Source organism: Gymnodinialimonas ceratoperidinii (genome assembly GCF_019297855.1).
GTDB classification, from domain to species: Bacteria; Pseudomonadota; Alphaproteobacteria; order Rhodobacterales; family Rhodobacteraceae; genus Gymnodinialimonas; species Gymnodinialimonas ceratoperidinii.
In genome coordinates, this window is record NZ_CP079194.1 from 761,150 (window position 1) to 774,511 (window position 13,362).

Annotated in this window: 10 protein-coding genes; 9 read left to right on the forward strand and 1 reads right to left on the reverse strand. The window is 64.8% G+C overall.

The window, feature by feature from the left end:
* Nucleotides 1-42: 42 nt before the first annotated feature.
* On the forward strand, nucleotides 43-1,905 hold the full coding sequence (locus tag KYE46_RS03755; protein ID WP_219003553.1) for a bifunctional 2',3'-cyclic-nucleotide 2'-phosphodiesterase/3'-nucleotidase: 1,863 nt from the start codon (nucleotides 43-45) through the stop codon (nucleotides 1,903-1,905).
* A gap of 4 nt (nucleotides 1,906-1,909) precedes the next feature.
* Here the strand turns inward: KYE46_RS03755 and KYE46_RS03760 are convergent, their stop codons facing one another.
* On the reverse strand, nucleotides 1,910-2,740 hold the full coding sequence (locus tag KYE46_RS03760) for a prephenate dehydratase (RefSeq protein WP_219003554.1): 831 nt from the start codon (nucleotides 2,738-2,740) through the stop codon (nucleotides 1,910-1,912).
* Between the two features lie 109 nt (nucleotides 2,741-2,849).
* Here KYE46_RS03760 and KYE46_RS03765 point away from each other — a divergent pair, with 109 nt between their 5' ends.
* The 8 genes from KYE46_RS03765 to ccoO all read left to right on the forward strand — a co-directional run bounded on the left by KYE46_RS03765 (nucleotide 2,850) and on the right by ccoO (nucleotide 13,357).
* Nucleotides 2,850-3,362 (forward strand): c-type cytochrome, encoded by a 513-nt coding sequence (locus tag KYE46_RS03765; protein WP_219003556.1) that lies wholly within the window; start codon nucleotides 2,850-2,852, stop codon nucleotides 3,360-3,362.
* A 227-nt stretch (nucleotides 3,363-3,589) separates the two neighbouring features.
* Nucleotides 3,590-5,518, forward strand: coding sequence for an extracellular solute-binding protein (locus tag KYE46_RS03770; RefSeq protein WP_219003558.1), 1,929 nt, complete (start codon nucleotides 3,590-3,592; stop codon nucleotides 5,516-5,518).
* 6 nt (nucleotides 5,519-5,524) lie between these two features.
* Nucleotides 5,525-6,676: a microcin C ABC transporter permease YejB gene (locus tag KYE46_RS03775; protein ID WP_219003560.1), complete on the forward strand. Its 1,152-nt coding sequence runs from the start codon at nucleotides 5,525-5,527 to the stop codon at nucleotides 6,674-6,676.
* Nucleotides 6,677-6,749: 73 nt separating this feature from the next.
* Nucleotides 6,750-7,988: an ABC transporter permease gene (locus KYE46_RS03780; RefSeq protein ID WP_247716962.1), complete on the forward strand. Its 1,239-nt coding sequence runs from the start codon at nucleotides 6,750-6,752 to the stop codon at nucleotides 7,986-7,988.
* 25 nt (nucleotides 7,989-8,013) lie between these two features.
* The gene (locus tag KYE46_RS03785) at nucleotides 8,014-9,606 is read left to right on the forward strand and encodes an ABC transporter ATP-binding protein (RefSeq protein WP_219003564.1); all 1,593 of its coding nucleotides are present in this window, start codon (nucleotides 8,014-8,016) and stop codon (nucleotides 9,604-9,606) included.
* Nucleotides 9,607-9,905: 299 nt separating this feature from the next.
* Complete coding sequence (gene fnrL / locus KYE46_RS03790; RefSeq protein ID WP_219003566.1) at nucleotides 9,906-10,655, forward strand: transcriptional regulator FnrL; 750 nt, start codon at nucleotides 9,906-9,908, stop codon at nucleotides 10,653-10,655.
* A 261-nt stretch (nucleotides 10,656-10,916) separates the two neighbouring features.
* Nucleotides 10,917-12,518, forward strand: coding sequence for a cytochrome-c oxidase, cbb3-type subunit I (gene ccoN, locus KYE46_RS03795; protein ID WP_219003569.1), 1,602 nt, complete (start codon nucleotides 10,917-10,919; stop codon nucleotides 12,516-12,518).
* A 14-nt stretch (nucleotides 12,519-12,532) separates the two neighbouring features.
* A complete protein-coding gene (gene ccoO, locus KYE46_RS03800) occupies nucleotides 12,533-13,357 on the forward strand; it encodes a cytochrome-c oxidase, cbb3-type subunit II (protein ID WP_247716903.1) in 825 nt (274 codons plus the stop codon).
* The last annotated feature ends 5 nt before the right edge of the window (nucleotides 13,358-13,362 follow it).

The window sequence follows — 13,362 nt, forward strand, 5'->3', positions numbered from 1 at the left end:
CCCATAATCGGGGTGATGGAGAGGATGACGCTTTCACAAGAAATGGCAACAGCGCCAGACACTTCAGACGTGACGGTGCAGTTGAAGGTATTGGCAACGACCGACCTTCACGCGCATCTGCTGCCCTTCGATTATTTCACCGACCGCCGCGACGATGCCGTGGGTCTGGCGCATCTGGGCGCGATGATCGCCTCGGCGCGCGCCTCCGCCGCGAATGTCCTGCTTCTCGATAACGGAGACACCCTGCAAGGCGCGCCACTGGCCGACGCCTCGGAGGCCGAGATCGTACCGGCGGGCCGCCTGCACCCGATGATCGCCGCGATGAATGCCCTGGGCTACGACGCGGGCACCGTCGGCAACCACGACTTCGACTTCGGCGTGAGGCATCTTCTGGCGTCCCTGAAAGGGGCCGATTTCCCGATCGTCTCTGCCAATGCGCGCTGTGCCCTGGGCCATGCCTTCCTGCCGTCGCGCACGACGCTGGCCCGCGAGGTGACCGACAGCGAAGGCCGCAAGCATCCCCTGCGCATCGGGATCACCGGCGCGGTGCCGCCACAGGTCGCGCTCTGGAACAAGCCGCACCTGCAGGGGCGCATGGCTTTCGATGACATCGTCAGCACGCTCCGCACAGAGGTCGCGCAGCTGCGGGCCGAGGGAGCGGACCTCGTGCTTGTGCTGGCCCATTCCGGCTATGGCAGTCTGGACGCTGGCCGCGGCGCGGAGAACGTCGCCGCGCAGGTCGCCCGGATCGAGGGCGTCGACGGCGTTGTTGCCGGCCATACCCATCGCCTGCGCGCCGAGGCGGCGGAGTGCCTTGGCGACACCGCAAGCGCGCCCATCGTGCAACCGGGCGCTTTCGGCTCTCATCTTGGCTGCATCGATCTGACTGTTTGCCGTGACGAAGGCTCCTCCGGCACGCCGTGGCGGGTGCAACGCTCGGAAGCCCGGAATGTCGCCGCGCAGGTCACCGGCGGTCCCATGCTGCGCGATTACCCGGAACTGCGTGAGCGGATCGCCCGCGATCACAAGACCACCCGCGCCTTCGTGGCGCGCCCTCTGGGCCATAGCGCCGTCGCGTTGGAGACTTATTTCTCGGTCATCGCTCCCTGTGCCGCGACGCAGGTCATCGCCGATGCCCAGTTCGCCGCCGCCGCGCCGCTGATCGCCGCCACCCCCGCGCTGGCCGGTCTGCCGGTGCTCTCGGCTGCCGCGCCGTTCAAGGCCGGTGGCCGCTCGGGTTCGCGCAGCTACACCGATGTGCCCGCCGGCCCGCTGCGGCTACGCCACGCTGCCGATCTCTACACCTATCCCAACATGTTGAGCGTGTTGCGGATCACCGGGCAGGGGGTGCGCGATTGGCTGGAGCGCTCGGCCTCCCTGTTCCATCAGATCGATCCCGCATCCAAGGCGCCGCAGCCGCTGATCGACCACGATTTCGCGCCCTACAATTTCGACCGCCTCGTCGGGCTGCGCTACCAGATCGACGTGTCGCGCCCGCCGCGCACCAATGCCGAGGGCGATGAAATCCGCGACACGCCGGGCCGGATCCGGAACCTGACTTTGGCCGATGGCACGCCCCTGCGCGCCCACGACGAGGTTCTGGTGATCGGCAATTCCTACCGGGCGGCCGGGGGTGGCCACATGCGGGCCGCGCAGATGGCCGAGGACGTGGTGAGCGCCCGGATCTCGATCCGTGAGGCGGTGGCAAGCTACATCGCGGAGCGCGACGGCCCCCTGCGTCCGGTGGTCGAGCCGACGTTCTCCTTCGTCCCGCTCTCGGGCACGCAGATCCTGTTCGAGACCGGACCGGGCGCGCTGCGCCATCCGGAGCGCCTCGCGGCGCTTGGACTCACGCCCGGCCTGCGTGTCGACACCGGGTTCCAGCCTTTCAAGATGACGCTCTAGCGCCTCAGTCGCGGGCGGAGTCCGTGGGATAGGTGCCGAGGATTTTCAGCTTGTCGGTGAAGTAGCCCAATTCCTCCATCGCGAGCTGCACATTGGCGTCGTCGGGATGGCCCTCGATGTCCGAATAGAACTGCGTTGCGGTGAAAGAGCCGTCGACCATGTACGATTCGAGCTTCGTCATGTTCACGCCATTTGTCGCAAATCCGCCCATCGCCTTGTAAAGCGCGGCGGGGATGTTGCGGACCCGGAAGACGAAAGTGGTCATCATCCGCTCGGCGCGGCGGGTCATGTCGGGCTCGGGCGCCATCACGAGGAAACGGGTGGTGTTGCGGGCGTGATCCTCGATGTGACGCGCCAGCACGTCCAGCCCGTAGATCTCTCCCGCCAGCTCCGAGGCCAGCGCGGCCTTCGACTGGTCGCCCCAGGCGGCCACATCGCGCGCGGCGCGGGCGTTGTCGCTGCTGACCCGGCCCCGAATGCCATGCTCGGCAAGGAATTCGCCGCATTGGGGCAGCAGAACAAGGTGGCTGTGTGCCTCTTTCACATCCTTCAGCGTGGCGCCGGGCACCCCGAGAAGGTTGATATGCACCCGCACGAACGCCTCGTCCACGATGTGCAGCCCCGATTCCGGCAGCAGCCGGTGGATGTCCGCGACCCGTCCGTAGGTGGAGTTCTCGACCGGTACCATCGCCTGCTGCGCCGCCCCGCTGCGCACCGCCTCGATCACGTCTTCGAAGCTGGCGCAGGGCAGGGCTTCAAGGTTCGGGCGGGCCTCGTGACAGGCTTGGTGGGAGTAGGCTCCGGGCTCTCCCTGGAAGGCGATACGGTCGGTCATGGTCAAATCCAACGCAAAAAAGGTCGTTTCGTCGCGCTCCCTACACCTTGCCATGGACGGACGGAACACAATAGATACCCGAAACGAGCGACATTCCCGCGGAGCCGACATGTTCGACACGATGACCATCACCAAAGTTGGCGGCGCCCTTTGCGCAGCCCTCCTTGTATTCCTTCTCGGCAGCTGGGCCGCCGAAGAGCTGTATGACATTGAGAATCACAGCGAAGACCACGTCAGCGGTTATCGCGTGGCCGTGCCGGAAGCCGGCGCAGAGGAAGTCGTCGAAGAAGAGACCGTTCCGTTCGAGGAAGTCTACGCCGCAGCCGACGCCGGCGCGGGTGAGCGTCTGTGGCGCCAGTGCTCGGCCTGTCACGCGCTGGAAGACGGCCGCAACGGTGTCGGCCCCTACCTCGCCGGTGTGGTGGATCGCCCTGTCGCATCCGCCGCGGGCTTCAACTATTCCGACGCGCTGGCCAGCCTTGGCGGCGAGTGGACCCCCGAAGCGATTTCCGGCTTCATCGAGAACCCGCGCGAATACGCGCCGGGTACCGCGATGAGCTACGGCGGGATGGGCGATATCGAGGATCGCGCCAACCTGATCGCCTTCCTCGCGACCCAATAAGCCTTCCGATCATTCCGATCCGCAGCGCCGCCCTCTGGGCGGCGTTTTGCGTTTCATTCGTACCCCGCGGCGCGAAACCGGCGAAAATCGAGGCATCACCGCGAGATCACGAAATCTCAACTTGAACCTTGGGGGGGCTGGTCTCTAACGTCATGAGACCCATACTCATGGGGGAGCCGTGCGCGAAAAGCCCGGCCAATGAACAAGACGCCCAAGGGGAGGTGCCGATGTACGACCATGACGCTCCGAAAGTCGCCGTAAAAGCCCAGGACAAGGTTCAAAGCCCGTGGCAGGCGCTGGCGCTGCCGCTCGCCGGTGCCGCGCTGGTTCTTGGCCTGTCCGTGTTGAGCACCAAGGCACAGGAAGTGGGCGAGGATGGCCTGATCCGCGCCTCCGGTATCTCCACTTTCGGGGAACTCGCCTATGGTCCTGACGCCACCCACCTCGACTACGTGAACCCGGACGCGCCGCGCGGCGGCGAGTTGTCCTTCGCATGGTCCTCCGGTTCCTTCGACTCGATGCACCCCTACAGCCGGATCGGCCGGGCTGCTGTCATGTCCTCCGTCTTCTTCGAGTCGCTGCTGGTGGGCACCGCCGACGAGATCGGCTCCGCCTATTGCCTCCTTTGCGAGGAATTCGCCTACCCCGAGGACCGCGCCTACGTGATCTTCACCCTCCGCGATGAGGTCCGCTTCTCGGACGGCACCCCGATGACGGCTCAGGACGTGCTCTTCTCCTACGAGATCCTGCGGGACGAGGGGCTGCCCTCGTTCCGGGCGAATATCCCCAACACCATCGAAAGCGCGGAGGTCATCGACGACCGGACGATCCGCTTCAATTTCAATCCTGACGCCCCGCTGCGCGACCGCATCCAGTCGGCGGGCGGTCTGCCGGTGTTCAGCCAGGCCAGTCACGAGGCCAGCGGTCTTGCCTTCGAGGACAGCCGGCTGGAGCCTCTCGTGGGCTCAGCTCCCTATGTTCTGGGCGAGGTCGATCCCGGCCGCCGCACCGTTTTCGTGCGCGATGACGATTATTGGGGCGAAGACCTGTGGCTCACCCAAGGGCGCCACAACTACGACTCGATCCGGATCGAATACTACGGCGACAGCCTCGCCGCATTCGAGGGCTTCACCGCCGGCAATTACACTTTCCGGCAGGAAAGCAGCAGTCAGGCCTGGGCCAACAACTACGATTTTCCAGCCCTCAACGACGGCACCGTGATCCGCGAAGAGCTGCCCGACGGCACCATCGCCTCGGGGCAGGCCTTCATGATCAACCTGCGCAACCCGCAGTTCCAGGACGTGCGTGTGCGCAGCGCCATTGCCCATATGTTCAACTTCGAATGGTCGAACGAGACGCTGTTCTACGGCCTGTATTCTCCCATCGTCAGCTTCTGGGAGAATACCTGGATGGAGGCCGAGGGCCTGCCCTCGGAAGCGGAGCTCGAAATCCTCGAACCGCTGCGCGACATGCTGCCCGAGACGGTCTTCACGCAAGAAGCCTACGCCGTGCCCCTCTCCAACCCCGACCGCGCGCTGGATCGCCGCCAGTCGCGCCGTGCCACGGCCCTGCTTCAGGAGGCCGGGTGGACCGCGGGCGACGACGGGATGCTGCGCAATGCCGACGGCGAGACGCTGGACGTGGAATTCCTCAACTCCTCGCCGCTCTTTGACCGGATCATCAACCCCTACGTCGAGAACCTCCGCGCCATCGGCGTCAACGCCTCGCTCAGCCGGGTCGACAACGCCCAGTTGCAGCAGCGCCAGCGCGACGCCGATTTCGACATGATCACCGACCATTTCCCGATGGGATACGAGCCGGGCTCGGGACTGCGGCAGTATTTCGGCTCCATCGGGGCCGACGAAAGCCTCTTCAACGTGCCGGGCCTTGCCGATGAAGGCATCGACGCGCTGATCGAGATCGTGGTGAATTCCGAGACCCGCGAAGAATTGGACGTCGCCGTGACCGCACTCGACCGCGTGCTGCGCGACCGGGTGATCCGTGTCGGCCAATGGTACAACCCCAACCACTGGGTCGCCTATTACGACATGTACCGCTACCCCGAGAACCTGCCGCCCTATTCCCTCGGCTTCCTCGATTTCTGGTGGATCGACCCCGAGGCCGAGCAGGCCCTGCGCGACCAAGGGGCGTTCTAGGCCACTATGGGAGCCTATATCCTCAGACGTCTGTTGCTCGTCATCCCGACTCTGCTCGGGGTGATGATGGTCAACTTCCTGCTCATCCAATTCGTACCCGGCGGCCCGATCGATCAGGTCATCGCGCAGCTGGAAGGCGAGGGCGATGTCTTCGCCGGCATTTCCGGCGGCGGCTCCGAGGCGATGGGCGACAGTGACCTCGACAGCGGCTATCAGGGCGCGCGCGGGTTGCCGCCGCAGTTTCTCGAGAGCCTGCGGGTGGAGTTCCGCTTCGCGCGTGTGGTCTGCGAGGAGGGGTTCACCGGGATCCCGGACCTCGATGCCGAGGAATGCTTCGCCGAAGATATCCCGGTGCTGGAGCAATTCGGCATGATGATGTGGGACTACCTGCGCCTCGATTTCGGGCGCAGCTACTTCCGCTCCATCGGCGTGCTGGAACTGGTGAAGGAAAAGCTGCCGGTCTCCATCACTCTCGGCCTCTGGTCGACGCTGATCGCCTACCTCGTCTCGATCCCGCTCGGCATCCGCAAGGCGGTGCGCGATGGCTCCACCTTCGATAGCGTGACCTCGGGCATCATCATCGTGGCCTACGCCATTCCCGGCTTCCTTTTCGCGATCATGCTGCTGGTGCTCTTCGCAGGCGGGCGCTACCTGCAATGGTTCCCCCTGCGCGGCCTGACCTCGGACGGATTTGAGGACATGACCCTGCTGCAGCAGATCGGCGACTACTTCTGGCACATCACCCTGCCGGTGCTGGCCTCCACCATCTCGGCCTTCGCGACCCTGACGCTGCTGACGAAGAACAGCTTCCTTGACGAGATCAAGAAGCAATACGTGATGACCGCCAAGGCCAAGGGCCTGCCCGAGCGGCGCGTGCTTTACGGTCACGTCTTCCGCAACGCCATGCTGATCGTCATCGCCGGTTTCCCGGCCGTCTTCGTGGGCGTCTTCTTCGGCGGCTCGATCATCATCGAGACGATCTTCTCGCTCGACGGTCTGGGCCGTCTGGGATTCGAGGCCGCCGTCAGCCGCGATTACCCGGTGATGTTCGGCACGCTCTATGTCTTCGGCCTGATCGGCCTGATCGTGGGCATCATCTCGGACCTGATGTACGTCTGGATCGATCCCCGGATCGACTTCGAGAAGCGGGAGGGTTGAGCGCATGACACTGCCCGCCGACCAGCCGATCCTGCCCCACGTTCCGCGTGACCCCGGAGGCGATCCCACGCCGATGGATGATCCCCGCAAAGGCTGGCTCTCGCCGCTCAACCGCCGTCGCTGGCGCAACTTCAAGGCCAACCGCCGGGCATTCTGGTCGCTCTGGTTGTTCCTGCTGCTCTACGGGCTCAGCCTCTTCGCGCCGCTGATCGCCAATGACCGGCCGCTGCTGGTCACCTATCAGGGCGAGCGCTTCTACCCGATCTTCAACTTCTACCCCGAAACGGCCTTCGGCGGCGATTTCCGCACCGAGGCCGTCTACCGCGATATCGAGGTGCAATGCCTGATCATCTCGGGCGGGCTGGAAGAGTGTTGGGACGACCCCGAGGCGGTGATCGACGAGGTCGAGGCGTCCGGATCGTTCAATGGCACCGAGGTGCAGCAGGGGTCGATCATCTGGCCGCTGGTGCCCCATGATTATTCCTCCATCGTGGACCGCCCCGGCGTCGCGCCCGCGCCGCCCAATGTCATCGGCAGCTACGAAGTGCCCGTCGTGGAGAATGGCGCGCCGGTGCTGGACGAGGCAGGCAACCCGGTCATGGACGCGCGGTGGGGGCTTCTGCCCGAAGATATCCGGGGCACCAACCTTCTGGGCACCGACGATACCTCACGCGACGTGATGGCGCGGGTGATCTACGGCTTCCGTCTCTCGGTCAGCTTCGCGCTGATCGTGACCTTCCTCGCCTCGGTCATCGGCATCTTTGCCGGCGCGGTGCAGGGCTTCTTTGGCGGTCTGCTGGACCTGCTGGTGCAGCGCGCAATCGAGATCTGGAGCGCGACGCCGAGCCTCTACATCATCATCATCATGGCCACGATCTTCCCGATGAGTTTCTGGCTGCTGGTAGGCCTCATGGTGGCCTTCAGCTGGACCGGCCTCGTTGGCGTCGTGCGCGCCGAATTCCTGCGGGCGCGCAATTTCGAGTACGTCCGCGCCGCCCGCGCGCTCGGCGTCGGCAGCGGCAAGATCATGTACCGTCACGTGCTGCCCAACGCGATGGTTGCCACGCTGACGATGCTTCCCTTCATCGTGACCGGCACCATCGGCGCGCTGGCCTCGCTGGATTTCCTTGGCTTCGGCCTGCCCTCCTCCGAGCCGTCCCTCGGCGAGATGACTTTGCAGGCCAAGAACAACCTGCAGGCCCCGTGGCTCGGGTTCACCGCGTTCTTCACCTTTGCCGTCATGCTCTCGCTGCTGGTCTTCGTCTTCGAGGGCATCCGCGACGGCTTCGACCCCAGAAAGACGTTCCAATGACCCTCTCTGACGCAGGACTGACCCGATGACCCGCGTGTTGGACGTCCGCGACCTCTCCGTCGATTTCGCGCAGGATGGCCGCACGGTCCATGCCGTGCGCGGGGTGTCGTTCCATGTCGACAAGGGCGAGACCGTGGCGCTGGTCGGGGAAAGCGGCTCTGGCAAATCCGTGACCGCGCTTTCCACCGTCGACCTGCTCCCGCCGTCGGCCACGACGACCGGCTCGATCACCTACAATGGCGCGCAGATGGTCGGCGCCTCCGAGGCCGAGCTGCGTCGCGTCCGGGGCAACGACATCAGCTTCATCTTTCAGGAGCCGATGACCTCTCTGAACCCGCTCCACACGCTGGAACGGCAAATCACCGAGAGCCTCGCGCTGCACCAGAACCTGCGCGGCGCGGCGGCGCGGGTCCGGATCATCGAGTTGCTCAACAAGGTGGGCATCCGCGACCCCGAAAGCCGCCTTGGCGCCTATCCGCACCAACTATCGGGCGGCCAGCGCCAGCGTGTGATGATCGCCATGGCGCTGGCCAACGGGCCGGAGCTGCTGATCGCGGATGAGCCGACGACCGCGCTCGACGTCACCATTCAGGCGCAGATCCTGGAGTTGCTGGCCGACCTGAAGCGGCGCGAGGGGATGAGCCTTTTGTTCATCACCCATGACCTCACCATCGTGCGCCGCATCGCTGACCGGGTCTGCGTCATGCAGGGCGGCGAGATCGTCGAGCAGGGGCCGACCGCCGAGATCTTCTCCAACCCCCGTCACCCCTATACCCGCAAGCTGCTTGGCGCCGAGGCCACAGGCACGCCGGACCCGGTGCCCGAGGGCGCCAAGGAGTTGCTGCGCACCGACGGGCTGCGGATCTGGTTCCCGATCCAGCGCGGCCTGCTGCGCCGCACCGTGGGCCATGTGAAAGCGGTCAACGACGCCACGATCTCGGTGCGCGAGGGCGAGACCCTCGGCGTCGTCGGTGAAAGCGGCTCGGGCAAGACCACGCTGGCGCTCGCGATCATGCGGCTGATCCGCTCGGAAGGGCCGATCGAGTTCATGGGCCAGCGCATCGACACGCTGGAGAAGGCGCAGCTCCGCCCGATCCGCAAGGACATCCAGATCGTGTTCCAGGATCCCTTCGGCTCCCTCAGCCCGCGCATGACCGTGGGGCAGATCGTGGCGGAGGGTCTGGAGGTGCAGGGCCTCCGGAAAGGCCAGGTCCGGCGCGTCGGAGAGATCCTCGAGGAAGTGGGCCTCGACCCCGCCATGATGCACCGCTACCCCCATGAATTCTCGGGTGGTCAGCGCCAGCGCATCGCCATCGCCCGCGCGATGATCCTGCGGCCGAAGCTCGTGGTGCTGGACGAGCCGACAAGCGCGCTCGACATGACCGTGCAGGTGCAGATCGTAGAGCTTCTGCGGCGCCTGCAGCGCGATCACAACCTCGCCTACCTGTTCATCTCCCACGATCTGAAGGTCGTCCGGGCGCTGGCGCATAAGGTGATGGTGATGAAGCAGGGCGACGTGGTGGAGACCGGTCGGACCGAAGACCTCTTCGCCAACCCACGCACGGACTACACACGCGAGTTGATGAAAGCCGCCTTTGGCGAGATCGAGCCTGCCTGAAGCGGGGCTGGCTGCAGCGCGGTTTCATGTGCGGACTTGGTGACGCGGGGCCCTTGTTGGCGTGCCACCGTGCGCGCTGCGTGGAGGCGAGGGCGGGATTGAGTTGTATTGGCCAAGATGAAGGGGGAGCGTGGCGTGCTTTTTTCAGCGGTGTGATTGTGGCACGCTTAGCGGGGCGTATACGCTGATACGCCGCAGTTGAGCATGGGGGGGCATGGGGTTATTCTACGCCCCTGTTGGGACAGGCGCCTTGATGCAGATCAAACGCCAGGGATTGTTCCGGGGAAAAGGGGCGTCCCATGAACCACCGACCACATCCGTTCAAGGTAAACAGCGATTGTTCGGACTGTCCGATCCGTCACCGTGCGGTCTGCGCGCGCTGCGATGCGGACGAGTTGGAGCAGCTGGAGGCGGTGAAGTTTTACCGCACCTATGCCGCCGGTGAGGTGATTGTCTGGGCGGGCGACGCGATGGATTTCGTGGCCTCCGTGGTGACCGGCGTGGCGACGCTGACCCAGACGATGGAGGATGGGCGGCGGCAGGTTGTGGGACTGCTGCTGGCTTCGGACTTCATAGGTCGGCCGAACCGGGACCGGGTGGCCTATGATGTCACCGCGACGACCGAGGTGACACTGTGCTGCTTCCGCCGCAAGCCGTTCCACGAGATGATGGAGGGCACGCCGCATCTGAGCCAGCGGCTGCTGGAGATGACCCTCGACGAGCTCGACGCCGCGCGGGAGTGGATGCTGATCCTGGGCCGCAAGACGGCGCGGGAGAAGATTGCGAGCTTTCTTGCCATCTTGGCGCGTCGCAACGCCGGTGCCGCGGGGGCGCGGCCGGGGGTGAACATGCGGTTCGAATTGCCGCTGACCCGCGAGGCGATGTCGGAGTACCTCGGGCTGACGCTGGAGACGGTGAGCCGCCAGATCTCGGGCCTGAAGCGGGACGGGGTGATTCTGCTGGAGGGCAAGCGACAGATCATCGTGCCGGATTTCGACAGGTTGCTGGGCGAGACCGGTGACGACGCCGAGAGCGGCGTTCTGGCCTGAATTCGGCCATCGGAGGCGGGTCCGGCGCCGGCCCTGCCGGGGTGCGCAGACTTGAGCGGTCAATTTTATCTCATGATTACAGGTTCTTGACCGAAGTGAGGCATTGGCGCGCCCAAGCTCTTTCAAAACTTTCCCCTTCTTGACCCAGATCAAGGTCACTCTCCCCGCGATCGTCGAATAAGGCCGCGATGGAACAGCTTTGGGTGACAGCTGCGGACGTGGTCCCGCTGTCAGCTCGGAGCACAATTGAGGGGACGATCGATGCTTGATTACGTGAAGCTTGCGATCCTTGGGCTGATCACGGTCCTGGCGGCGATTGCCGCGAACTACGGGCTGGATCTGGCCTACAAGGTCCACGCGATGCTGATCATGCTGGTGTCCGGCGGGCTTTTCCTCTGGCTCCTGCGCACGGCAGGCGACGAGAAACCGGCGGCACCTAAAAACGAATACATGGACGGGCCGGTGAAGGCGGCGGCGATTGCCACGGTTTTCTGGGGCTGCGCGGGCTTCCTGGTGGGCGTTTTCATCGCCTTCCAGCTGGCGTTCCCGGCGCTCAACTTCGACTGGGCGCAGCCCTATGCGAACTTCGGCCGCCTGCGCCCGCTGCACACCAGCGCGGTGATCTTCGCCTTTGGCGGTAACGCCCTGATCGCGGCGACCTTCTACATCGGCCAGCGCACCTGCGCGGTGCGGATGTGGGGCGGCAACCTGAGCTGGTTCGTCTTCTGGGGCTACCAGCTCTTCATCGTACTGGCGGCCACCGGCTACGTTCTGGGCGCGACCCAGAGCCTCGAATATGCCGAGCCTGAATGGTACGTCGACCTCTGGCTCACCATCGTCTGGGTCGCCTTCCTCGTGGTCTACATGGGCACGATCCTGACCCGGAAGGAGCCGCATATCTACGTGGCGAACTGGTTCCTGCTGGCCTTCATCGTCACCGTGGCGATGCTGCACCTCGTCAACAACATGGCGGTGCCGGTCTCGATCTTCGGGTCGCGCTCGGTGCAGGTGATGTCGGGCGTCCAGAGCGCGATGACCCAGTGGTGGTATGGCCACAACGCGGTAGGCTTCTTCCTGACGGCGGGCTTTTTGGGGATGATGTATTACTTCGTCCCGAAACAGGCCGACCGCCCGATCTACAGCTACAAGCTGTCGATCATCCACTTCTGGGCGCTGATCTTCCTCTACATCTGGGCCGGGCCGCACCACCTGCATTACACCGCCCTGCCGGATTGGGCGGCGACGCTCGGCATGGTCTTCTCGGTGATCCTCTGGATGCCGTCGTGGGGCGGCATGATCAACGGTCTGATGACCCTGCAGGGCGCCTGGGACAAGCTGCGCACGGACCCGGTTCTGCGGATGATGGTGACCTCGCTGGCCTTCTACGGCATGTCGACCTTCGAGGGCCCGATGATGTCGATCCGGGCGGTGAACTCGCTGTCCCACTACACCGACTGGACCATCGGCCACGTGCATTCCGGCGCGCTCGGCTGGAACGGGCTGATCACCTTCGGGATGCTCTACTACCTGTTCCCGAAACTCTGGAACAAGGCCTCGCTCTACTCCGTCCGTGCCGTGTCGTGGCACTTCTGGCTCGCGACCGTAGGGATCGTTCTCTACGCCGCGTCGATGTGGGTGACGGGCATCATGGAAGGCCTGATGTGGCGTGAAGTGGATGCGCAGGGCTTCCTCGTGAACTCCTTCGCCGACACCGTGGAAGCGAAATTCCCGATGTATGTGGTCCGGGGTCTGGGCGGGGTGATGTTCCTGTCGGGCGCCCTGATCATGGCTTGGAACCTGTGGATGACGGTGCGCAGTGGTGAGGCCGTGGCCGACACCAACTCCGCCGTGCCAGCAGAATAAGGAGGGTCGGAGAGATGACCACCACCAACGACAAGATCACCCCGCCCGAGCAGGATCCGAAGGTCTCGACCGTTTCCGACTTCCCGGAGGAGATCCCGAACGAACTGCCGCACCAATCGTGGTTCATTCGCCACCACGGCAAGATCGAGCGCAACGCGACGCTGCTTCTGGCGCTGAGCTTCGTGGTCGTGACCATCGGCGGCGTCGTGGAGATCGCGCCGCTGTTCTACCTGGAGAACACCATCGAGGATGTGGAGGGCGTGCGCCCCTACTCGCCGCTGGAGCTGGCAGGGCGCGAGATCTACATCCGCGAGGGCTGCACCGTCTGCCACAGCCAGATGATCCGACCCATGCGCGACGAGGTGGAGCGCTACGGGCATTACTCCCTGGCCGCCGAAAGCCAGTACGACCACCCCTTCGTCTGGGGCTCGAAACGGACCGGGCCGGACCTGGCGCGGGTGGGCGGGCGCTATTCGGATGAGTGGCATTACGATCACCTGATCAGCCCGCAGTCGGTCGTGCCCGAGAGCATCATGCCCTCCTACGCCTTTCTTGCCGACACCCGGCTGGACGGCGAAGCGGTGGCCGACTTGATGCAAACCCATCGCATCGTCGGTGTGCCCTACACCGACGCGATGATCGAGAACGCGCGCTTTGATTTCGTGGAGCAGGCGACGGACTTCGGCGATACCGGCGTGACCGAGCGCTATCCCGGCGCGCAGCAGCGCGACTTCGACGGCAACCCGGCCGTGACCGAGATGGATGCGCTGATCGCCTACCTGCAAGTGCTGGGCACGATGGTCGATTTCTCGACCTTTACGCCGGAAGAGAGCCGATAGGGAGG

Excerpts from the sequence above, each read along its gene's own strand:
- KYE46_RS03755 (WP_219003553.1), top strand. The coding sequence starts at position 43 with ATGGCAACAGCGCCAGACACTTCAGACGTGACGGTGCAGTTGAAGGTA.
- KYE46_RS03760 (WP_219003554.1), bottom strand. The coding sequence starts at position 2,740 with ATGACCGACCGTATCGCCTTCCAGGGAGAGCCCGGAGCCTACTCCCAC.
- KYE46_RS03765 (WP_219003556.1), top strand. The coding sequence starts at position 2,850 with ATGTTCGACACGATGACCATCACCAAAGTTGGCGGCGCCCTTTGCGCA.
- KYE46_RS03770 (WP_219003558.1), top strand. The coding sequence starts at position 3,590 with ATGTACGACCATGACGCTCCGAAAGTCGCCGTAAAAGCCCAGGACAAG.
- KYE46_RS03775 (WP_219003560.1), top strand. The coding sequence starts at position 5,525 with ATGGGAGCCTATATCCTCAGACGTCTGTTGCTCGTCATCCCGACTCTG.
- KYE46_RS03780 (WP_247716962.1), top strand. The coding sequence starts at position 6,750 with ATGGATGATCCCCGCAAAGGCTGGCTCTCGCCGCTCAACCGCCGTCGC.
- KYE46_RS03785 (WP_219003564.1), top strand. The coding sequence starts at position 8,014 with ATGACCCGCGTGTTGGACGTCCGCGACCTCTCCGTCGATTTCGCGCAG.
- fnrL (WP_219003566.1), top strand. The coding sequence starts at position 9,906 with ATGAACCACCGACCACATCCGTTCAAGGTAAACAGCGATTGTTCGGAC.
- ccoN (WP_219003569.1), top strand. The coding sequence starts at position 10,917 with ATGCTTGATTACGTGAAGCTTGCGATCCTTGGGCTGATCACGGTCCTG.
- ccoO (WP_247716903.1), top strand. The coding sequence starts at position 12,533 with ATGACCACCACCAACGACAAGATCACCCCGCCCGAGCAGGATCCGAAG.